At 55.1% G+C, this 21545-nt stretch carries 16 protein-coding genes and 1 tRNA gene; 6 read left to right on the top strand and 11 right to left on the bottom strand.

Going from position 1 to position 21545, the window contains the following annotated elements; translation table 11 throughout:
- The first annotated feature begins 1 nt into the window (after position 1).
- Positions 2 to 1414, top strand: a complete 1413-nt coding sequence (locus KO1_RS09965) for a PTS fructose transporter subunit IIC (protein WP_024273988.1) — start codon at positions 2 to 4, stop codon at positions 1412 to 1414.
- Between the two features lie 2 nt (positions 1415 to 1416).
- Positions 1417 to 2277, top strand: coding sequence for a ketose-bisphosphate aldolase (locus KO1_RS09960; protein ID WP_064406921.1), 861 nt, complete (start codon positions 1417 to 1419; stop codon positions 2275 to 2277).
- 225 nt (positions 2278 to 2502) lie between these two features.
- On the opposite strand, the gene KO1_RS09955 is transcribed toward KO1_RS09960, so the two are convergent.
- Positions 2503 to 2590, bottom strand: a tRNA-Ser gene (locus KO1_RS09955).
- 143 nt (positions 2591 to 2733) lie between these two features.
- A complete protein-coding gene (locus tag KO1_RS09950) occupies positions 2734 to 4362 on the bottom strand; it encodes an ABC transporter substrate-binding protein (RefSeq protein WP_004100830.1) in 1629 nt (542 codons plus the stop codon).
- A 267-nt stretch (positions 4363 to 4629) separates the two neighbouring features.
- Here KO1_RS09950 and yccA point away from each other — a divergent pair, with 267 nt between their 5' ends.
- Together yccA and tusE are read left to right on the top strand one after the other, a co-directional pair.
- A complete protein-coding gene (yccA, locus tag KO1_RS09945; protein WP_004100829.1) occupies positions 4630 to 5289 on the top strand; it encodes an FtsH protease modulator YccA in 660 nt (219 codons plus the stop codon).
- A gap of 88 nt (positions 5290 to 5377) precedes the next feature.
- On the top strand, positions 5378 to 5707 hold the full coding sequence (gene tusE / locus KO1_RS09940; RefSeq protein WP_004100828.1) for a sulfurtransferase TusE: 330 nt from the start codon (positions 5378 to 5380) through the stop codon (positions 5705 to 5707).
- On the opposite strand, the gene yccX is transcribed toward tusE, so the two are convergent.
- Genes yccX through KO1_RS09925 form a run of 3 tightly spaced genes read right to left on the bottom strand, consistent with a single transcriptional unit; the run spans position 5704 to position 7397 of the window.
- On the bottom strand, positions 5704 to 5985 hold the full coding sequence (gene yccX / locus KO1_RS09935) for an acylphosphatase (RefSeq protein ID WP_004100825.1): 282 nt from the start codon (positions 5983 to 5985) through the stop codon (positions 5704 to 5706). The genes tusE and yccX overlap by 4 nt on opposite strands.
- Before the next feature lie 52 nt (positions 5986 to 6037).
- Positions 6038 to 6826, bottom strand: coding sequence for a helix-turn-helix domain-containing protein (locus KO1_RS09930; protein ID WP_004111923.1), 789 nt, complete (start codon positions 6824 to 6826; stop codon positions 6038 to 6040).
- A gap of 16 nt (positions 6827 to 6842) precedes the next feature.
- Positions 6843 to 7397, bottom strand: a complete 555-nt coding sequence (locus tag KO1_RS09925; RefSeq protein ID WP_023320671.1) for a YbhB/YbcL family Raf kinase inhibitor-like protein — start codon at positions 7395 to 7397, stop codon at positions 6843 to 6845.
- 190 nt (positions 7398 to 7587) lie between these two features.
- Here KO1_RS09925 and rlmI point away from each other — a divergent pair, with 190 nt between their 5' ends.
- Both rlmI and hspQ read left to right on the top strand, forming a co-directional pair.
- Positions 7588 to 8790, top strand: coding sequence for a 23S rRNA (cytosine(1962)-C(5))-methyltransferase RlmI (gene rlmI, locus KO1_RS09920; RefSeq protein ID WP_049129428.1), 1203 nt, complete (start codon positions 7588 to 7590; stop codon positions 8788 to 8790).
- A gap of 59 nt (positions 8791 to 8849) precedes the next feature.
- Complete coding sequence (gene hspQ / locus KO1_RS09915; protein ID WP_004100817.1) at positions 8850 to 9167, top strand: heat shock protein HspQ; 318 nt, start codon at positions 8850 to 8852, stop codon at positions 9165 to 9167.
- Here hspQ and KO1_RS09910 read toward each other — a convergent pair.
- The 6 genes from KO1_RS09910 to KO1_RS09885 form a co-directional block, all read right to left on the bottom strand.
- Complete coding sequence (locus KO1_RS09910) at positions 9164 to 10132, bottom strand: hypothetical protein (protein ID WP_064406920.1); 969 nt, start codon at positions 10130 to 10132, stop codon at positions 9164 to 9166. The two genes, hspQ and KO1_RS09910, sit on opposite strands and share 4 nt — an antisense overlap.
- 42 nt (positions 10133 to 10174) lie before the next feature.
- Entirely contained in the window at positions 10175 to 13318 is a 3144-nt protein-coding gene (locus KO1_RS09905) for a glycosyltransferase (RefSeq protein ID WP_049095006.1), read from the bottom strand.
- Between the two features lie 224 nt (positions 13319 to 13542).
- Positions 13543 to 14748 (bottom strand): beta-barrel domain-containing protein, encoded by a 1206-nt coding sequence (locus KO1_RS09900; RefSeq protein WP_047720071.1) that lies wholly within the window; start codon positions 14746 to 14748, stop codon positions 13543 to 13545.
- On the bottom strand, positions 14745 to 16892 hold the full coding sequence (locus KO1_RS09895) for a type I secretion system permease/ATPase (protein ID WP_004100811.1): 2148 nt from the start codon (positions 16890 to 16892) through the stop codon (positions 14745 to 14747). The genes KO1_RS09900 and KO1_RS09895 overlap by 4 nt, the downstream gene beginning before the upstream one ends.
- Entirely contained in the window at positions 16889 to 18325 is a 1437-nt protein-coding gene (locus KO1_RS09890; protein WP_004100810.1) for a TolC family outer membrane protein, read from the bottom strand. Before KO1_RS09890 ends, KO1_RS09895 begins: the two co-directional genes overlap by 4 nt.
- A 170-nt stretch (positions 18326 to 18495) precedes the next feature.
- On the bottom strand, positions 18496 to 21545 hold a 3050-nt coding region (locus tag KO1_RS09885), incomplete at its 5' end, for a BapA/Bap/LapF family large adhesin (RefSeq protein WP_064406919.1).

Genomic DNA, 21545 nt, shown 5'->3' with positions numbered 1-21545 from the left:
TATGAAAATAATTGCCATTACCGCCTGTCCAACAGGCGTTGCACATACTTACCTTGCAGAAGCCAATCTTAAAAAGAACGCCCTTAAAAAAGGCATCCCTTTACTCGTTGAAACGCATGGTGCCGTAGACAGTGAATATATTTTTACCGAGGAGGATATTCAACAAGCAGATATTGTTTTAATCGCCGCGGATAAGGTCATCGATCTCTCTCGTTTCCATAACAAAAATATAATCCGCGTCTCGGTGACTCGCGCCGCAAAGGATGCTGCAGGATTACTGGACGAGATTGTCACCGGTAAATTACAGCCACAACGACACCTGGCGGCAGACGATGCTCAGGAATCGCCGAAAAAAGATAAAGATAAAGATAAATCACTGGTGTCTCAAATTTATATTCATCTTATCACCGGCGTTAACCTGATGATCCCGTTCGTCGTTGCCGGCGGTATTTTAATCGCGCTGAGCTTCTCATTTGGTATTACTGCGGCAACGCCGGGAGATGAAAATTTTAACCCGCTGGCGAAAATGCTCTCTGACATTGGCGGTGGTGCGGCCTTTGCGCTGATGCTACCCGTTCTCTCGCTCGGAATAAGTAAATCGATTAGCGGCAATATGGGGATAGTGTCGGGCGCGGTCGGCGGCATGATGGCCATTCAGACAGGGTCAGGTTTTTTGGGGGCTTTGCTGGCGGGTTTTCTGGCCGGATACGCCACGCTGCTCATCGTCAAATATATCAACCTTCCTAAATCGATAGCGGGCCTGAAGCCTATTTTAATCGTGCCATTGCTGAGCGTTTTTATTACCGGGGCGTTAATGGTGCTGGTGATTGGCGAACCGATCAAGTTTCTTCTCGACTCGCTGACAGCGTTCCTCGAAAACCTGGGCAATACCCACGCAGCAATTATGGGCCTTTTGATAGGCATGATGGTGGCGTTTGATATGGGCGGTCCCCTTAACAAGACTGTCTGCATGTTTGCAATTGGCTTGATGTCGACAGGGATCTACGAACCTATCGCGGCCTGTATGGCGGCAGGAATGGTACCGCCGTTGGGTATTGCGCTCGCCACCACGCTGTTCGGGCGGAAATTCTCCCGTCAGGAGAGGGACACCGGCAAAGTCACCTATGTTCTCGGCCTGTCGTTTATCACTGAAGGCGCTATCCCTTATGCCGTAGCCGATCCGCTACGCGTTATTCCCGCTATCGTCGCCGGCTCCGGGCTGGCAGGCGCGCTCTCCATGGCTCTGGGATGTGCCTCCAGAGCCCCACACGGCGGCATATTCGTCATGTTTATTCCCAATGTGATCACCCACGTTGTGGGATATATCGTCGCCATCGCCGCCGGCGCGTTACTCACCGCGATTATTCTGCGTTTTATTAAAAAAGACAGCCCTGAAACTGTACAGGAGATGTAGTCATGCTTATGAATATGAAAGAGTTATTATCTGTAGCTCAGCAACATAAATTTGGTATTGGCGCTTTTAATATTGCTTCTGCCGAATTCGCCAGAGCGGTTATTGAGGTTGCAGAAAAGCTGCGTTCGCCGGTTATTCTTGAAATTCATCCTGATGAACATGATTTCACCGGCGATGATTTTATTTTCTATCTTCGTGAACTGGCTATCAAAGCAACGGTACCGGTCGTCATTCACCTGGATCATGGGCAGACTCTGGAGCAGGTTATGCGGGCGATTCGCACCGGCTATACCTCAGTGATGATTGATGCTTCAGCGCACCCGCTGGAAGACAATATCGCTATCACACGCCGCGTGACGGAAGTCGCTCATGCTGCAGGTGTTTCCGTTGAAGCTGAACTGGGTACCATCGGCGTGGCACAAGGCAGCGGCGAAGGCGGGCATGGCGAAATACTGTATACCGATCCGCAGCAGGCTGAGCAATTTGTCAACGAGACCGGGGTCGATACGCTGGCGGTCGCGATTGGTACATCGCATGGCTTATATCCTGCAGGAATGCAGCCAAAACTGGATATCGAAAGGCTGAAATCCATTAAACAGCGGTTAACCATCCCGCTGGTTCTTCATGGCGGATCGGGAAATAAGGATGAAGAAGTCGCCGAGTCTATCCAGCACGGGGTCGGAAAAATCAATATTTCCAGCGACATGAAAAAAGCATTCTTTGTTGCTCTGGAAGAAGAGCTGAAATCAGGCAGCCACGAACCTAACAGCTTATTTATCAGGCCAATGAAAGCCGCAAAAGCCGTTGTGGTTCGCAAGATGCATTTGTTTTCATCTATCGGCAAGGCGGCGCTCTACGTCTGAGGTATGCGATGGGAGCAGAGGAAGTCCTGACCGACTCTGTTGCTGATGCCCTAAAACAGGGAATGAATCAGCGAAATGAAGCTCATCTCTCAGATGGGCACCCCTTGCAGTAAAACAGGCATAAAAAAACCCGCTTCGGCGGGTCTTTTTATGGGCTGGAACCTCAGAATATTCCAACACTACAAAGCAACAAGGGGTTACCTTTCGGTAACCCCTTGTTTTATTTGGCGGAAGCGTAGAGATTCGAACTCTAGAACCCTTTCGGGTCGCCGGTTTTCAAGACCGGTGCCTTCAACCGCTCGGCCACGCTTCCGGTATGGGGCGCACTATAAACACCTCTGTTGAGGCTGTAAAGCATCAATTTGTTCAATCGGCTTAAAAATAAGCAAAAACGTGTTATTCGTCTGAAACTCAGGCAGTTTGCGCAGAAATTCAGCGCAAACTGCCCGCGCCGACCTAATGTTTTTTGATGTACATATCTTTGGTGTAGTAATACCCCAGTTTATCCGGCGTAAAACCCCCGACCCATGGCTTCACCAGATGGGTACGCACATAGTGATAGACCGGAATAGCCGGGACATCCTGGCCTAGTAAATCCTCCGCCTGCTGGTAGAACTGACCCCGCGCCGCGGTATCAGACGCTTTTGCCGCATTGCGCAACGCCTCATCGTAGGCTGGATTACTGTACTGAGTGGTATTTTCACTATCGCCGGTACGGAAGGTATTGAGAAAAGTCGCGGCATCGTCATAGTCGGCAATCCACGCGTAGCGCACGGCGTCAAAATTATGCGTGTGCATGGTGTCGAGCATGGTCTTCCACTCCTGATTTTGCAGCTTCGCCTCGACGCCAAGATTCTTTTTCCACATTGAGCTGGCGGCGATGGCAATTCGCTGGTGCGATTCCGAAGTGTTATAGAGCAAATTAAATACCAGCGGATGGGTCTCGTTATACCCGGCCTCGCTCAACAGTTTTTTCGCCTCGGCGATACGTTTATCGCGCGACCAGCTGGCATATTCGGGATTGTGCAGCTTCACCCCACCGATATCAGGCTGGCTGACAAGCCAGGCAGGACGCTGCCCCTGCCCCAGTACCTTCTCCGCGATAATCTCTTTATCGAGGGCCATATTCAGCGCCCGCCGTACGCGCGGGTCATTAAACGGCGGCCGGGTCGTATTGAACTGGTAATAGTAGGTCGCCAGCTGCGGCGAAACATTCAGCTGTTCGCCCAGAGTTTTTTTAAGCTGGGCGAACTGGTTAATCGGCACGGTATAGACGATGTCGATCTCCCCCGCTTTGTAGCGGTTGATATCGGCGGCTTCAGAGCTTATCGGCAGATAGGTCACCTTATTGATGACGGTATGCGCGTTATCCCAGTAACGCGGATTGCGCTCTGCGACGATACGCTCGTTCACCACCCACTGCGACAGCTTGTAGGGCCCGCTGGTTACCATATGTTCCGGTTTGGTCCACTTGTCGCCGTAGCGCGAAATGAGGACTTTATCGAGCGGAACCAGAGACGGGTGCGCCAGCATGGCCAAAAACGCCGCATTCGGCTGGGTTAAGGTCACCTCAAAGGTCGCATCATCAACCGCTCTGACGCCCAGCGTCTCGGGCGCTTTTTGACCCCGTGCTATCTCCGCACCGTTGACGATATGCATATTGCCGGGATAACTCGCGTAAGGGGACGCCGTGAGCGGCGACACCAGACGCTGCCAGCTCCAGACGATATCCTGCGCCGTAATCGCCGTCCCATCAGACCAGGTCGCACCTGGACGCAGGTGGAAGGTCCAGACGGTGTTATCTTTATTCTCCCACTTCTCCGCCAGCCGGGGCTGAATGTCGCCTGCTGGCGAAACGCTGACCAGCCCTTCGAAAAGATCGCTAATGATATTGTTTTCAACGTCGCTTTCGACTTTATGCGGATCCAGCGACGACGGCTCGCTGCCGTTATTTCTGACCAGCTCCTGCTTCTCTGCCAGCACCGTTCCCGGCGGCACCTGCGCGGCCAGCGCCGGGAGAGTGATTGAGAACAGACCGACAGCCAGCAGTACCCGCGTGATGTGATTATATTTTTGTGATTTCATATCCCTTGCCTTTGTTACGCTTCGTTTGTACCCTCTCCAGAGTTAGTCGCAGAATGGCTATAACGCAATATTTTTCAGTTAGTTATCAGATTTCGATCTGGCCACAGAAAGCAAATGAATAAAAATTCCACTTATTAGTCTTTTACTGGAATAAAATGCTGAATCCAGCCCGTTTACTTTGAGTAAAGATGGGTAAAAGCATTAGGGCTTCGGCCTCGTTTTTTTTATGCTTCATTATTAATTACATCTGTCATAAGAGAGTGACTCATGGATCGTATAATTACATCGTCGCGTGACCGTTCATCGCTGCTTAGCACGCATAAAGTTCTGCGGAACACCTATTTTTTGCTTAGCCTGACGCTGGCATTTTCCGCCATTACGGCGACGGCCAGCACGGTACTGATGCTGCCTTCGCCGGGTCTGATTCTGACGCTGGTCGGCATGTATGGCCTGATGTTCCTGACCTATAAAACGGCAAATAAACCTACCGGCATTATTTCCGCGTTTGCCTTTACCGGCTTCCTTGGCTATATCCTGGGGCCGATGCTCAATGCCTACCTGTCTGCGGGCATGGGCGATCTGATTGGCCTGGCGCTGGGCGGAACCGCGCTGGTGTTTTTCTGCTGCTCGGCCTACGTGCTGACGACCCGTAAAGATATGTCCTTCCTCGGCGGCATGCTGATGGCGGGCGTGGTTGTGGTGCTTATCGGTATGGTTGCCAATATTTTCCTGCAGCTGCCGGCTCTGCATCTGGCGATCAGCGCGGTGTTTATCCTGATTTCTTCAGGCGCCATCCTGTTTGAGACCAGCAACATCATCCGCGGCGGTGAAACCAACTACATCCGCGCGACCGTAAGCCTGTACGTCTCGCTGTACAACATCTTCGTCAGCCTGCTGAGCATCCTTGGCTTCGCCAGCAGAGACTAATCCTCTCTCCGGCTCTACTCAGGCCCCGCTTATGCGGGGCCTTATTTTTTGCTACACTGCCGCCATTTTCAGCGGTATGTGAAGAATCATGTTTATCTTTGAAGGCAACGAAATAGAGACCGATAGCGAAGGCTATCTGAAGGATACGACCCTGTGGAGCGAGGCGATGGCGACCGTTATTGCTGAACAGGAGGGCATCGCCCTGTCCGTTGAACACTGGGAAGTCGTGCGCTTCGTGCGCGATTTTTATCTGGAATTCAACACCTCACCGGCAATACGCATGCTGGTGAAAGCCATGGCGAACAAGTTCGGCGAAGAGAAAGGCAACAGCCGCTATCTTTACCGCCTGTTTCCGAAAGGCCCGGCTAAGCAGGCGACAAAAATCGCCGGTCTGCCTAAACCGGTAAAGTGTATCTAATACAAAATGGCGAATTTCTGCCACTCTCTGGTAGGCTGATGCGGCTCGGTCAGAACCCTGTCCACCCGCGCGCTGCGCGGCCCACCGGCTTTCAGCCAGGCGATAAGTTTCTCCACCTGCTCCGGCTCTCCGCAGGCAAGCACCTCCACGCCGCCGTCGTCTAGGTTGCGCGCGTATCCCGTTAGCCCAAGCTGTAGCGCCTCGCGCTGGGTAGAATAGCGAAATCCGACGCCCTGAACGGAACCGTATACCCACGCCATCGTGCAAACCGTTGCCATGCTTTCTCTCCTTTCCGGACATTGACTCAATGACAGAGGATAGCAAATTCTTTCAGCGTACATGCTTTGGTAATAATCCATAGTGCTGACGAAAACGGGCGGTAAAGCGCGAGCCTGACAGATAGCCGCTGCTTTGCGCAATGTCGCCAATGGGCCGCGACGTCGACTGTAATTGCCCCAGCGCGTAGGCCATCCGCACCTCTTCCACGATCTGGCGAAAGCTCCGGGACTCCTGCTGCAAACGGCGGCGCAGCGTCGATTCGCCAAGAAACAGCATTTTTGCGACTTTCGCCACGCTCCACGCTTCGGCAGGCGACAGCATAATAATCTGCCTGACCTGACCGGTTATGTCGTCGCGCCGTTCGTTAAGCAGCGGTCCGGCGTATCCGGCCTGATACAACGCCAGCAGCAACCCCATCGCCTGATGATGCTGTAACTCCGCCGAAAGCCCTTCCCGCACCGCCTGCAGAACGCTCTGCCACATAAACGACAGTTCCGGCACCAGCGGCGCGCAAAGCGAAGTCAAACGACCGACCTGCGGTTCGCTCATATAGCGATGCTTAAAATCGGCCAACAGCTCGGGCGTTAGTGACAGCAGATCGGAGCAAAACAGCCCGTTTTCCGGCTGATTTATGACTTCCAGCTCCACCTCGGCGGGCAAAATGATCAGCTGTTGCGGCGTTGCCAGCATCTCGCTGGCTCCCTGCACAATGACCTTACTGCCGCGGTTTACCCGGCAGATCGCGGGCGAGAACAGCGTGACGCGGTGCAGTTTGCATAGACGGCGGGTGGTAATTTCCGCCGCCGTTAGCGCATTATGGTGAAAATTGATATTCCGCATCATGCCGCCCTTTTTGTTATCTTACGGCCAGCGCCGTTAACTGCGCGCTGGCGATGGCGTGGCTGTGTAACATAAATCCGACTAACGCCCCGCTGGCCGCGCTATCAATGGGCAGCGTCGGGGTATCAAGCGCCCAGACCGTAAAGCGGTAGCGATGAGGTTTATCTCCGGCCGGCGGGCACGCGCCGCCAAAACCCGCATAGCCAAAGTCATTGCGCCCCTGTACCGCCCCGGCAGGCAGTTTAGCGTTATTTTTGTCTCCGGCGCCAGCGGCTAAACTTGTCACCTGTTGGGCAATATTCACCACCGTCCAGTGCCACCAGCCGCTCCCGGTCGGCGCATCCGGGTCATATGCGGTCACCGCGAAACTACGGGTACCCGCGGGGGCATTTTGCCAGGCGATCTGCGGTGATACATTGCCGCCGGTGCAGCCAAAGCCGCCAAACCAGTGATTCTGCGCCAGAGACCCGCCATCGCGCATATCTACGCTGCTGACGCTAAACGCTGCGGCATTCGCCGTTCCGCTCATAATAACCATTATTGCGACAGCCCATTTCAATCCTGTTTTCATCGTATTTTCCTCCGTCGGTTGAGGAAATACTGTAAGATCGCGGCGAGATTTTTATTGTGCCAAAGCGCCTGCATTTTGTGCCGAAACGCTCACCTGCCGATAGCGGTGGAATGGTGCTTGCCACAGCCACTTGTGCTAATCTACGCGCCGTTTTTTAGTGCCGATATTCCCGTTGCTTAAAGGTAGCTCCATGACAGACTCCATTTTCCCCCGCTTAGTGTTAACCAAAGGACGCGAGAAATCCCTGCTGCGTCGCCATCCGTGGATTTTCTCCGGCGCCGTCGCCCGGATGGAAGGTAAAGCCCGTTCAGGTGAAACCATCGATATTGTGGATGCACAGGGAAAATGGCTGGCCCGCGGCGCCTATTCGCCTTCGTCGCAGATCCGCGCCCGCGTCTGGAGCTTCGATCGCACTGAAGCCATTGATAACGCCTTTTTCGAGCGTCGCCTGCAGCAGGCGCACACCTGGCGTGAGTGGCTGGCGGCCCGCGACGGGCTCGATAGCTACCGCCTGATTGCCGGAGAATCCGACGGCCTGCCGGGCGTTACCATCGATCGTTTTGGCGACTTTTTTGTGCTGCAGCTGCTGAGCGCCGGCGCTGAATATCAGCGCGCGTCAATTGTCAGCGCGCTGCAAACGCTGTTCCCGAACTGCGCCATCTACGATCGTAGCGATGTCGCGGTACGTAAAAAAGAGGGCCTGGAGCTGGCGCAGGGGCCGGTGGTCGGTGAACTGCCGCCTGCCCTGCTGCCGATTACCGAGCACGGTATGCAGCTGCTGGTCGACATTCAGGGCGGCCACAAAACCGGCTATTACCTTGACCAGCGCGACAGCCGCCTGGCGACGCGTCGCTATGTTGCGGATAAACGTGTGCTGAACTGCTTCTCCTATACCGGCGGTTTTGCCATCTCTGCGCTGATGGGCGGCTGCCGTCAGGTTGTCAGCGTCGATACGTCGCAGGAAGCGCTGGACGTCGCCAGACAGAACGTTGAGCTGAATAAGCTGGATTTATCGAAAGCGGAATTCGTCCGTGACGATGTGTTCAAGCTGCTGCGTAAATATCGCGATTCAGGCGAAAAGTTTGATGTCATCGTGATGGACCCGCCAAAGTTTGTCGAAAACAAAAGCCAGCTGATGGGCGCCTGCCGCGGCTATAAAGATATCAATATGCTGGCGATCCAGCTCCTGAACCCCGGCGGCATTCTGTTGACCTTCTCCTGCTCCGGCCTGATGACCACCGATTTATTTCAGAAAATCATCGCCGATGCCGCCCTGGATGCCGGACGTGATGTACAATTTATAGAACAGTTCCGTCAGGCTGCCGATCACCCGGTGATTGCAACCTATCCGGAAGGGCTGTATCTGAAAGGGTTTGCTTGTCGCATTATGTAACTTGAAAATGGAGAATCGGCCCGCATATAGCAGGTAATCATGTAACCCGGGAGGTGCTTATGATAGCCAGCAAATTCGGTATTGGCCAACAAGTTCGCCACACGCTTCTGGGCTACCTGGGCGTAATCGTCGATGTCGATCCAGAATATTCGCTCACGGAGCCGGAAGTAGACGAAATCGCCGCTAACGACGATTTGCGTCTTGCGCCCTGGTATCACGTGGTGATGGAAGATGACGATGGCCAGCCGATTCACACTTATCTTGCAGAAGCGCAGCTAAGCAGCGAGCCCAGCGACGAGCATCCGGAGCAACCGTCTCTGGACGAGCTGGCGAGAACCATACGCCAGCAGCTGCAGGCGCCGCGATTGCGCAACTAATCTAAAACCCGCGCTGCGGGTTTTTTATTACCCTCTCTTTTTGCAGTCGCTGCCAGCGCCTGGCATATCTGGTTATTAAACCGTCCGTCACGCTGCTGTTTTTCACTCCAGCGGGTATTAGCCAGCCTCATCTCACGTGAAATGCCCTCGCTATTAAGCGCAAGCTGTTGAAAAAACGGCGCGAGCATCGCCCCACCCGGTAAAACCTGAATTTTAAACACCGGGCTACCGTCGATGTAGCGATACGCCAGCGCGTGGTCCGGCAATATGGTGGCGGCAAACGACTGCTGCGCGTGGCTGGCCCAAAAGCTTGCCGCGCCGTAGCCGCGCGAGAAATAATTTTCGCAAACGGGCGGGGCGGCTAACGGCAAGATGCTTTGCTCCGCGGGCCTGAATGCATTTTCCATCCAGCGCGCCATGCCTTCCAGATACCATTTCTGTTTAAAAACCGCGTAGCCGTACTGATACAAATGGAACAATTCATGGGCGGGCGTAACGTTGCGCGCCGGCCGCCGGGCCGCATTGAGGACAATTTTTAAACCGCAGGGGAGCGTCGCGCCATCGCTCATGGTTTCCGCCGCCACGCGGTCAAAGGCCAGGCCGTGACCTTTGGGAAGCGTCAGCAGGTAGATATTAATTTGTCGGGCCTGGGTATAAATTTTCTGCTGCAGCGGCGGGCGTAGACCCAGCAGCGAGGTGTAAAGATATTTTGCAGCCTGGAGCTGGCTCGCGATGTCTTTCACGACATCCGGCACGCCATCGCCGGTACTATCCTGCGGGTATTGCAGGGCGTCCTTACCCTGCAGGCTGTAATAAATATGAAACTCATCGACAACGTGCGCTTTTTCCAGATGATGATTGTGCAGCAGCGATCCTGGCACGCAGCGGGCAACCTGCACCACGTCGCGGGCCAGCAGCGGCGCACAGCCGCCGCAGGCCAGCAGCAGCGCGACGACTCGCCTCATGGCCTCTCCTGCGGCAAGCGCAGGGGAAACGGACACGGACGGTTACCCAACGCTTGCCGCCTGTGGACTCTTGCTGGCCAGGCCGATATCCGCCTTCGCCTGCGCTGCCATCAGCCGCTCGCTGGCCTGCAGCCACGCTGCCCAGCGTTCGGCGATGGCGCTGGCATAATAGCGTTGAGCGTTGCGCAGCGCGGCCTGCCGCATACTTTGCTGTAGCGTTTTGTCCGCGATAACCTTGATCAACGCCGCCGCCAGAGCTTCTTCATCGCCGCAGGGAACCAGCATCCCCGCTTGCCTGTCCTGCAGGATGTCGCGCGGACCGTATTTGATAGCAAAGCTAATCAGCGGGGTACCGTAGGCCATCGCCTCCACGGCGGAAATAGACTGCCCTTCCTGAGTCGAACAAAGCACGGTACAGCAGGCCGTTTTATGCGCCTGGGCGATATCGGACGTGAAGCCATTGATATGGATCGCCTGCGCCAGCCCCCACTCCGCCACCTGCGCGCTCAGGCTGCGCCGCAGCGGCCCTACGCCATAAGTGTGCAGCTGCGCATCGGGGATAACCGCCAGCACTTTACGAAAGGCGCTCAGCAGTAAGGCGTGCTGCTTCTCCTCCGAGTAACGCGCGAGGTAGATAACCGTTTGTGACGGCACTTTCTGCGGGTTCGCCGGAATATTGCCGTTATCGAGATGGTTGGGGATCACCGCCATCTGCGTAGCCGGGAATCCCTCCTGCTGCAAATCCTGCCACTGCTCATCGGTGAGGATAATCAACTGGTCGACGAGATCCGGCTGCTCCAGGAGGTGTCGATATGAGCTTTTCAGCGCGCCGTTAGAGAGCTGATGATGGGAGTGAATAATGGCGCTTAATGAGCAGGCCATACGCTGAGCTGGCCGTGAACAGACGAAGTTTTTCCACGTTTTATTTTTATCCACGATAAAGTGCCAACGCCCTTTCCCCGCCAGCATGGTTTCCAGCATCCACGAAAAAAAGTCCTCCTCCAGAGTAAAGCGTTTGACGTCGCCCCCGGCGAGGGCAATTTCCAGAGCGCTGAGCCGCAGGTTGCCTTTCTTCTCATCAAAGCTTTTACGCAGCAGAATATTGCCGGCGCTATCGATATAATCTTCGATAATTTTCCCCTGCGGGCGTAGCAGGAAGTTCTGTTTTCCCACCGGCAGGTCCGCGTCGGGATTGACGACATGCCTGAGTTCAATACTCCCCACCAGCGGCTCCAGCGTCGCAATCGCGTTCATCTCCAGGCAGTCGCTTAACCACTGGTAAAGGTTATAAACCGGTACCTCTTTGGGCAGCGCCCCCCGCGCCTTCAGCGCCTTGACCACCGTGGGTAATTCGGGATTCCACGTCGCGGTAATCAGCCAGGGTACGGCGCGCAGATGTTCGGTGAACAGCTTCGCCCGCCGCATGGCGGCCACCTCGATACCGTTACCGACATCGCGTAGCGTCTCCAGCAGAAAAACGGGCGTCGCATCAATCGACGACGGCGCGTTGTCCTGCTGGAGCGACGGCTTTTTTGCCGCTAAGTGGTATTTCTGATAGGCGATAAAGCCGGAGAGATAGTGTTCGACGTCATCGATACGTACGCGGTAGCTGTGGTGGCGTATAAAGAAGCTGTTAACGATCCGCGCGGGATTTTTAAAGAACATCGCCAGCTCGGGCCAGAAGAAGCCGTTCAGCAAATAGCGGGCGCGGGTTTCCAGCGCCTGCCAGAATTTTTGCTGGTCAAAATCATCCAGCAGGTGGCGGTGCTCGGGCGAGGCGCCCAGCCGGGTGACCATTTCCGACGCCGCCATCATTAGCTCCAGCAGCGTGGGATAGGTCGTCACACGATGCAGTACGAAATCAAGATGATCGCGCACATTATTGAGACCAAAACGAAAGTACTTCTCCTCCGGGCGGAAGCGGGTTAATTCATTTACGCAGTAGCTCAGCCAGTGGTCGTGATGCTGCCAGTGTTTGTTTTGAATGAAATAGGCGAAGGCTTTTTCCACCACGTCCAGCCACAATGGCTCTTTGGTCAGGCCGTACAGGCGCATCAAGGCAAACGCCGCTTCGCCATCGTAGTAGATAATGCGGAATTTGGCCTTCAACGACAGATCGTGGCTATTTAATACATGAACAAATTGGCCGCTTTGCGGATCCTGCATCCAGGCAATACCGGTCGCCAGCTGCGCCATCAGCGGCAGGTACTGCCGGTCTCCGGTCGTTTCGGTATATTTTACCAGCGCCAGGATGCTGACGGCATTACCGCCAAGCTTGATCTCCTCGCCAACGTCGCAGAGGAACGCTGCCTCGCGCCCATCATCCAACGTCCGCACCTCAATCAGCGTGCTTACCAGATACGCAATCGCCCGGTCTATGGCCTGGCGAACCGACGGCAGGCGCGTCGCTTCCCAGCCTTCGATCAGCGAATAGGTCGAGCTGGCGTGGCGCAGCGCGTTATAGGAACGGACCGGGCGATCGAAACAGGGAAACCAGCCATAATGATACAGCCCGTCTTTCCTGACCTGACGGGCCAGATAATCGCTGCCTTTTTTAATCACCTCAGCCAGGCACGCTTGCTGCCAGTTTTCCCCAATGGCGCGATAGCCGGAGCCCCTCCCGGCATGTTCAATGACTTTTACGCCAAAGCGATCGCAAAAGACCGCCTGGGTTTTAAAACGCCACAGAGGCTGCTGCGGATCCTCCGGCCAGCTAAGCGTCTGCTTAAACCGCCGCTGGCCGTAGTTTTGCAAATTGACGCTATTCGGCGCGACGACGCCATTGTCGCCGTCGTAGAGCAGCGCGTTGCCGGCGATTTCCTGCTCTAGCATCGCACAGCTAAACTGCGGGTCAAACGCGAGTCCAAAGCGAAAATAGTTGCGCTTGGTGACTCTGAATTTCTCATTGAGGGAGTGCCAGCTGAGCTTTTCCACGCTGTCCACAACGTCGATACGCAGCCACTGCGGTTCATTGGCCTGCTTTTTACGCCACTCCTGCAGCGCTCTGGCCCCCGCCAGCCAGGCGAGATCGAAGCTGGTTCCGCTGGCGATATGCATATGCGCCCGCTCTTTGCCATCGCTGACGCTAAAGAAAATCACCCATGCCGGATAGTCAGAGGGCAACACGGTGGATTTCAATTTTTTGGCCTGAAAGCAAGCTTGTTGCAGTAAGTCACTTAGCGCCATCTTTCCCTCTCCATTTATTCAAGAATGCGTTGGATGTTTAAAAATTATTATCAGAGACTGCAAACAAACTCGTTTTAGGGATTGCGCCACATTATTGTCGGGTGGCGTATGACGCCTTATCCGACCTGTCATTCCCGTATACCGCGCCGGGGTATCAGCCCCGGCACATCTCCCGGACCGCAAACGGCGGAGAACCCGTAGCCGACAAGATGTTCGCACTTTGATTAGCGCTCCCTTAATGCTTCTTTGGCCCGATTAAATGGTTTTACCAGATAATCCATAATCGTTTTTTCACCAGTCTTAATATCAACGGTAGCGATCATCCCCGGGCCAATTAAAAAGCGCTTGCCGCTCTTATTCTCCAGGTAATCATTATCAGTACGGATAAATACCCGGTAGTAGTAAATATCGGGTTTAGCTTCATCCTGAGTGGTATCCGGCGATATGGTTTCCACCACGCCGTTAAGTGCGCCATAGATGGCATAATCATAGGCGGTAATTTTGACCAGCGCCTGCTGGTCGGGATGGATAAAAGCAATATCGCGAGGGGAGATCCGCGCTTCGATTAATAAACGGCCGTCTACAGGCACGATTTCCATCAATTCGCCATTGGGCGCAATAACCCCACCAATAGTATTGACCTTAATATTTTTAACAATTCCCTGTACCGGCGAGCGGACGGTTAAACGCGTCACCGAATCGGCGCGCCCTTTAATCACTTCCGCCAGGCTGGCTACATCGGCATTGGCTTTTGACAGCTGTTCACGCGCGTCAACAAAATAACGCGTATTGAGATCGATTTTTTTAAAACTAATATCCGCGACCTGCTGACGAAGACGCAGCACTTCGACGTTGCTCGCCGCCCCGGTTTTCGCCAGTTTTTCAGTAATGGCCAGTTCGCTATTGACCAGCTTTAACGACTCATCCAGCTGACGCGTCGATTTGCTCAGTTGCTCCTTGCGGCTATGGTAAAGGCGGGTCTCCTCCGCCAACAGCGCGGGCCAGGCTTTCAGGGTGTCGGGAAACACCAGCGGCTGATTGTTGACCTCAGCAGTTAAGCGAATGCTCGCCGCCAGAGAGGCGCGATACTTCGCCTGGCTTTCCCCCACGTTAGATTCGCTGCGGGTGGGGTCGAGGCGCGCCACGACCTGTCCGGCTTGCACTTTGCTGCCCTCCTGCACGTTCAGCTCGGTTAAGATGCCGCCATCGAGGGTCTGAATCACCTGCTCCCGGGAGCTGGGGATCACTTTTCCGGTGCCCGTAGAGACTTCATCCAGCACGGCGAACCAGGCCCAGACAGCGCCCACCAGCAGCATACCGGCCAGCAGCAGTATCAGCCGCCGCGATTTTACGATCTTCGCTTCGTCTTGTTCGTTATCCGGCAGCAGCGCCACCGGGTCATGATCCGCCATCATGGGAAGCTTATTCATATATTCACCACCTGGCCGCGGGCTTTCTCTTGTTCAAAGACGGTGGCTTTAGGTTTATCCAGCGCCAGCTGTCCATCCTGGATGACCAGAATCCGGTCAACGATATTGAGCACCGCCGCTTTATGCGTGGCGATAATCATCGTTCGCTCGCCGGCCCACAGCGCCAGCTGTTCCACAAAGGCCTTTTCCGTTCGCTCGTCGAAATAAGAGGTCGGTTCATCAAGCAGGACGATGTTCGGATCGCGCAGCAGGGTTCTGGCCAGCAGCAGCGACTGGCGCTGGCCGCCTGAAAGCCCCACCCCGCCTTCCATGACAATATGTTCGAGGCCGAGGGGCAGTTTGCGTACAAACTCCAGAGCGCCGCACAGGGTAAGCACCGAGAAGATTTCATCATCCGTCGCCGCTGGCCGCCCAAGGATTAAATTCTCGCGCAGGGTGCCGTGAAACAGCCGCGCCTCCTGGGTGAGCAAAGTGGCGTTGCGGCGAATATCCGCAAGGTCGATCTGCGGCAGGCTTAAATCATCCAGCCGCAGTTCGCCGGCGACCAGCTCGACGTTGCCCATCATCGCCTGCAATAGGGTCGATTTACCGGCGCCGATTCGCCCAAGGATGGCGATTCTCTCACCGGCTTTAATCGATAGCTGGTTAATTCGCAGCGGAATCGCGGCGTCGTTAAGGCCGTAGCGGAATTCCGCCTGGCGGAACTCATAGTTACCGTGCAGCACGGCGCGGTGAACCCGGGGTTCGTCCTGGCCGCCTTCGACCGGTAGCGCCATCAGATTATCGAGGCTGGCCTTCGCCGTTTTCACCTGCTGCCAGCGAGCAAGCACGCCGCACAGCGCGGTCATCGGCGCGACCATGCGGGTTGAAAGCATCGATGCCGCCACCATGGCCCCGGTGGTGATGTCGCCATTAATCACCAGCGGCGCGCCGACCACCACTACCGTGGCGTATAGCAGGTTTTGTACCGACATTCCCCAGCTGACCAGGCCGTGAGTGAGCCTGCGCGTTCTGACCCCCGACTCGGCGGTAATCGCAATATAGCTATTCCACTGATGCAAAAAGCGGCTTTCCGCCTGCATCATTTTGATGTCCTGCAAACCCTGAATACTCTCCACCAGAATGGCGTTTCGTAAGGTATTTTCGTGCTGATTTTTGTTGGCCAGCGCCGCGAGCTTGCGCTGCAATAGCAGGCCGGGCAGGATCATCAGAACCGTCGCCACCGGCGCTATCCAGCTTAGCCACGGCGAGACGATAAACAGCACCACCTGGAACAGCAAAAAGAACGGTAAATCCGCCACGATGGTCATCATCGTTGAGGTCATCATTTCGCGCACCTGCTCCAGCTCGCGGATTTGCGAAATAAAGCTCCCCGTTGAGCGCGGCACTGCGCTGTTTTTCAGGCGCAACGCGTGGCCGAAAACCCGGTCCGAGACCCGAATATCCCCACGTTTGCCGAGCAGATCCGTGACGTGTCCGCGCATAATTTTCAGCGCAAAAGCAAATACCGCCGCCAGCAATACGCCGCTGAACAGGACATAAAGAGTGGGATAAGACTGGGCCGGGATCACCCGATCGTATACCTGCATCGAAAACAGAATCCCGCTCAGCGCCAGAACGTTAATGGCGAACGAAGCCAGCATGACGTGCATATAGGGGCGAAGATCTTTCAGCACAATTTTACGCAGCCAGTCCGGCTGAAAGCGGGTCAGATAGCTTTCTGTACGAATATCCCTTTCCGGAGCCGACGGGCGAAAAGCAACGGTCTTGTCAATTTCCGGCAGCAGAGTTTCCAGCGGGCAGTAGCTGAGCAGCGACAGCTCCTTCACGAACCGCACCCCGACGGCATTATTGACGTCAAAGCTTTCAACTATCGCCACCTGGCCATCGCGCAGCTGGATAACGAGCGGTAGCCGCCAGGCCGACATTTTCTGATCGGTGGCGGATAAAAACTGGCAGTGTAATCCGGCGTGGCGCGCCAGGTGCCGGAGCGCTTCGGGCAGCGTTTTCTGCGTCGCCCATTCGGCAGCCGCATGTAGCGTTCCGGGAGAAAAACTTTGTCGATAGTGGTTGGCAATAAAGGCAATCGCATTCGACCAATCGGACAAGTGCGGTATTCCGGCACGTTCATCTTGTGGGGTCATGGGCGGATCTCCACGCCCTGGATATTTTGATTTTCCAGCGCGAACACCGTGCGCATCTTGCCGGTGCTGAACAGGCAGTCCAGCTCCAGCGAGCGCAGTTGTGATTCCGTCAGGACCTGGCTAAATCTGGCCTGGTAAATTTCCTGATCGACGTTGAGCAGATCCAGCAGCGGCCGTGAACCGAGCTGGAGATACTGATCCTGGTACAGCGCCCGGGTTTGCTCGCCCAGCTGCTGCTGTCGTTTCTGAATCCCCAGCGACTGGGCAAGATTGACCGCTTCATCGCGAGAGGCGTTCAGCTTCTGGCTGGCGTCCAGCTGGGCGGTTTTGATCGCCGCATTCGCCGCCGCCAGACTTTGTTGGGCGGCGTCTCGGGAGGCGGTCATCGCCCCGCCCTGGTAGATAGGCATTTGCACTTTTACCCAAGCGGAATATTGCGTTTTATTCAGCACCGCGCTGTTGGCGTAGTTATCGTTAAGGTAATGGGTCACCTCCGGTTCCAGGGAAATCGTCGGCAGCATTTGCGCGTTGGCGTTATCCAGCTGCGCCTGCGCCTGACCGGCCTGGGCCAGCGCCGCCAGTACCGCTGGAACGGAACGGTAATCGATTTTGGATACCGCGCAGGCGGCATCCATTCCCTGCGGGACATCATCCGTTACCGTCGCGATTCCGCCGATGCCGATATAGGTCGCGAGCGTGGCTTTCCAGCGTTCAAGGGCCGCCTGATATTGCAGGAGCGTGGATTGCGCGCCTTCCACGCGGGTATCGGTCTGCACAACGTCCGATAATGAAGATGCCCCCGCATCGTTGCGCTGGCGAATAAGATCGCCGATCTGCTGTAGCGAGTTAACCTGCGCTTTGGCGATTTCAACCAGCTTTTGATAGCCCTGCACCTGGACTACCGCCGCGGCGGTATCGTGAGCGACCTGATCGATATTCAGCATCACGGTGGCCTGCTGCTGAGCCACGCCGGAGTCTGCTGCTCTCACCGAACTGGACACTTTGCCGAAGTCGTAAAGCATTTGCGACACTGAGACGACCAGCGATGGCGTATATCCGGCATCAGAATAAGTGTTTGTATAACCATTATTCATACCCGCACTTATTTGCGGGTAATATTTTGCTTTCGCCACATCAACTTTTTGCGCCATCTCCTGAAGCTTACTGACCTCCTGCGTAATAGAGGGATGCCAGTTCACCGCGTTTTTTACCGCCTTTTTAATATCCAGCGGACCGGATATTCGGGTCTGACTGTTAATAATCTCGTCGTTATACCCCGCGACCTGCTGATTATCGGTTAAACGCTGGCTGCTAATATCATTCGGCAGCAAATATGAATTTTCCGCATGAGCTGAAAGCGACGGATTTAACGTGATTAATAGAGCTGTATAGCCACAGGTTATGACATTCCTTTTTTGTATAAATAGACGCATCAAATTTACCCTTCAGAAAACACGCACTGAAAAAACGGATATAATAATTTCCGCATCATTATTTTTATTAAATGATAGTCGGCGATCTCCCGCTTCACTGACCTGAATGATTCCTCCGCGATAAAATAATCTGGACGGCGCTTCCCTGTGCCGTCATCGATTTAAGCTAGTTAGTTGGAGTTATTAGTATCAAGCAGCTCGTTGAGCGAATTGATATGCACCCCTTCCAGCGTGATTAAGGTTGTCGATTGATGGCCGCCTGCGCCACCGTCGCGGTCGATAGATACCACCGTATTACTGCCCACGTAGCTCAAGGTGACATAATTGCCCAGGCTACTGCTGTTACCATCCCAGCCGACCAGCAGCGCCGATACGTCGATATGATCCCCTTGCGCAACCGAGAAGTCCTTCCAGGTATCGCTTCCGTTGCCGCCGGTATTATCATCGGCCAGCAGGTTGTAGATTACCGTGTCGGCCCCGATGCCCAGGGTGAAGGTATCGTCGTAAGCGGTACTGTGGATGTCGTCGCCGTTCACGCTGCCGGTAATCTGCGGATGCAGATCGATAGTCAGCGTCGCCGCGGAAGAAGCGCCATTGCTGTCGTTCACCGAGTAGGCAAAGACTTCCTTATGCGTGATGGTCGACACATCCATTCCTGCCTTCAGACTGTAGGTGTAAGAACCATTATTCGCCATCGTCAGGGTGCCATAGTCACCGTAAATTGTGACGCTGGTTGCGCTTACGTTACTCCCGTTGCTGGTCGTGATACTGCCATTGCTGTGGAAAGTCCAGGTTTCCGCAGCGCCGCTGGAAGTGTGTCCGGAGACGCTGTAAGACGAGTACAGTACGCCATGGAAATCTTCCGTACCGCCTGAGTTATTTCCGTTCTGTATATTTCCACTGACGTTGGTTCCCGCTACCGTGTAGTGCGTCGCGGTGTCAATGGTCGTACCGGTTATCGAAGCCCCGACGGTATAATTCGGTGCCGGCGTTAAGAAAGTATCAAGAGTGGCGGTCGCCTTAGACACCAGAACCATCTCGTAGTTACCTTCGCTCAATGCCACATTCATCAGCGTTAACGTATCCGCAGCATTTGTTGTGGTGCCGATAACGGTGGTCAAGCTCTCTGTCGGCGTGCCCTGCCATACCAGAACCTTACTGCCATCGCTGAGCACGTGATAAATGCTGACCGTGCTGTCTATTTTGACGGTATTGACCACCGAGCCACTCGCGGTGTAGTTCACTTTCACCGAGAGCGTATCCATTTCGCGATCGGCCCCAACGCTGAAGTTGATGGTCCTGGTTGCTGATACGCCTCCCGTGGTTGATTTACCGCTTGTATTCAGCCCCGCAGTGTCAATCGCCGGAACATTCACCGTTGCCAGCGCCGTTGCTACGTTCAGCGTGACCTGGTCATTGACCGCCAGCGAAGCCGGGCTATCGATATCGATCGTCAGCGTGGTGCTCGCCGTGTGGCCGAGGCTGTCAGTAATGGTGTAAGTAAAGACTTCCGATTGACCGACGCTATTCACTCCGCCATAAGGCTGATAGGTATAGCTACCGTCGCTGTGGATGGTCAACGATCCCCATGCGCCCTCTATCGTCGTTCCGCTGCCGCTGACCTCCTTAGGTTCAGCGCCGTTAACCGAGGTGGCGGTGACGCTGGTCACCTTAATATTGACCCCTGTATCCGCTACGTCGCCTGCACCATCGCTTTGCAGCACGTTGCCCGTCAGGCTGTCGGTGTGATAGCCCTCAGAATCGGTGACCGAGACGTTGACAAAGGTCCCCAGGTTCAGGTCCAGCAGGGCCCCCAGCAGGCCTCCGGTATTCGGTGATGAGACCACCGCCGTATACGATCCTGAAGGTAACATCGAGGACCAGCCGCCTCCGCTATAGCCGAGGCTGAGCCCGATGCCGTTAACGTTAATGTTGACGGCGTTTGTCAGGACCTGCACGACTTCTCCGGTAGCCTTATCGATGATAGAGAGATCCGCCGTGAAGGACGATGCGCCGCCCAACAGGCTCAGCAGCGTCGTCAGTGCCGCGCCCAGACTAAGTCCGGTGCTCCCTGAGACCGTCAGCAGCACTTTTTCGTTCGCGCCGGCGGCCACATCAAAGTCAAAGCTATTACCGTTAAGTAACCCAACATTGACGTTACCGAGTAACGAGACGCCGACGAGCTGACCGACAGTACCGCTTTCTCCGTTGAGAGTATCGAACGTCGCGGTCAGATCCGTTTCCTGAGCATCCGGATTGGCCTGCGCCGGTTCGATATTGCCGCCGATATTAATCGTCAGGTTCGTCGTCGATGTATTACCCGCTTCATCGGTAATGGTATAGCTAAAGACATCCGATTTACCGATAGCGGCCCCGCCTTTGGTCAACTGGTAGCTATAGCTGCCATCAGAGTGAATCGTCAGCACCCCATAAGCTCCGGTGATATCGACGCCAGCGCTGGTCACATTGACCGGGGTCGATCCGTCGACGGAATCCGATACCGCACTGGTGACCGAGATGCCCTGACCGCTATCCTGCATATCGCCGCTGGCGGTTGTATCCAGCACGTTACCTTCAATGGCGTCGACGCTGTAGCCAACCGAATCCGTCACATCTACGTTGACGAAGCTTGCCACCTGTGCCGCTGCCAGCGCGTTGATCAACGATACCAGGGTGCCGTTACTTTCCGGCGCAGAGATAACCATGGTGTAGTCACCGGCCGGCAGATTGGCGAAGGAGACCGTGCCGTTGTAGGAGAGCCCGCCAAGCAGGCTCGCCGAGATAGAGACGCTGTTTTCCGCTATCGCCACAACTTCACCGGTGACCGTATTCACCACCGACAGATCGGCCTTCAGGGTATTTCCTGCCCCCAGCAGATTGACGATAGTGGTCAGCAATCCGCTCGCCGTCAGCAGCGAGTTGCCGTTCACCGATACCGTCATATCCTCCACGGTGCCGGCTCCCACGCTAAAGCGCAGATTATTGCCCGCCAGCAGCGAGACATCGACGGTGCTGAGCAAGGTCAGGCCAACCAGTTGACCGCTGGTACCGCTGACATTGTTCAGGTTACCTTCCAGCGCGACAACGTCCGGGCTGTTGCTATCGGGGTTGGCCTCAATATCGCTGTCAGAGTCCGAGTCGCTGTCGGAGTCGGAATCGCTGTCGGAATCCGAGTCGCTGTCAGAGTCCGAATCGCTGTCAGAATCCGAATCGCTGTCCG

The organism is Klebsiella oxytoca NBRC 105695 (assembly GCF_001598695.1).
GTDB lineage: Bacteria > Pseudomonadota > Gammaproteobacteria > Enterobacterales > Enterobacteriaceae > Klebsiella > Klebsiella oxytoca.
Note: the sequence above shows the minus strand (reverse complement) of the source record. Positions and strands in the feature narration are given on the sequence as shown.

Excerpts from the sequence above, each read along its gene's own strand:
- KO1_RS09965 (WP_024273988.1), top strand. The coding sequence starts at position 2 with ATGAAAATAATTGCCATTACCGCCTGTCCAACAGGCGTTGCACATACT.
- KO1_RS09960 (WP_064406921.1), top strand. The coding sequence starts at position 1,417 with ATGCTTATGAATATGAAAGAGTTATTATCTGTAGCTCAGCAACATAAA.
- KO1_RS09950 (WP_004100830.1), bottom strand. The coding sequence starts at position 4,362 with ATGAAATCACAAAAATATAATCACATCACGCGGGTACTGCTGGCTGTC.
- yccA (WP_004100829.1), top strand. The coding sequence starts at position 4,630 with ATGGATCGTATAATTACATCGTCGCGTGACCGTTCATCGCTGCTTAGC.
- tusE (WP_004100828.1), top strand. The coding sequence starts at position 5,378 with ATGTTTATCTTTGAAGGCAACGAAATAGAGACCGATAGCGAAGGCTAT.
- yccX (WP_004100825.1), bottom strand. The coding sequence starts at position 5,985 with ATGGCAACGGTTTGCACGATGGCGTGGGTATACGGTTCCGTTCAGGGC.
- KO1_RS09930 (WP_004111923.1), bottom strand. The coding sequence starts at position 6,826 with ATGCGGAATATCAATTTTCACCATAATGCGCTAACGGCGGCGGAAATT.
- KO1_RS09925 (WP_023320671.1), bottom strand. The coding sequence starts at position 7,397 with ATGAAAACAGGATTGAAATGGGCTGTCGCAATAATGGTTATTATGAGC.
- rlmI (WP_049129428.1), top strand. The coding sequence starts at position 7,588 with ATGACAGACTCCATTTTCCCCCGCTTAGTGTTAACCAAAGGACGCGAG.
- hspQ (WP_004100817.1), top strand. The coding sequence starts at position 8,850 with ATGATAGCCAGCAAATTCGGTATTGGCCAACAAGTTCGCCACACGCTT.
- KO1_RS09910 (WP_064406920.1), bottom strand. The coding sequence starts at position 10,132 with ATGAGGCGAGTCGTCGCGCTGCTGCTGGCCTGCGGCGGCTGTGCGCCG.
- KO1_RS09905 (WP_049095006.1), bottom strand. The coding sequence starts at position 13,318 with ATGGCGCTAAGTGACTTACTGCAACAAGCTTGCTTTCAGGCCAAAAAA.
- KO1_RS09900 (WP_047720071.1), bottom strand. The coding sequence starts at position 14,748 with ATGAATAAGCTTCCCATGATGGCGGATCATGACCCGGTGGCGCTGCTG.
- KO1_RS09895 (WP_004100811.1), bottom strand. The coding sequence starts at position 16,892 with ATGACCCCACAAGATGAACGTGCCGGAATACCGCACTTGTCCGATTGG.
- KO1_RS09890 (WP_004100810.1), bottom strand. The coding sequence starts at position 18,325 with ATGCGTCTATTTATACAAAAAAGGAATGTCATAACCTGTGGCTATACA.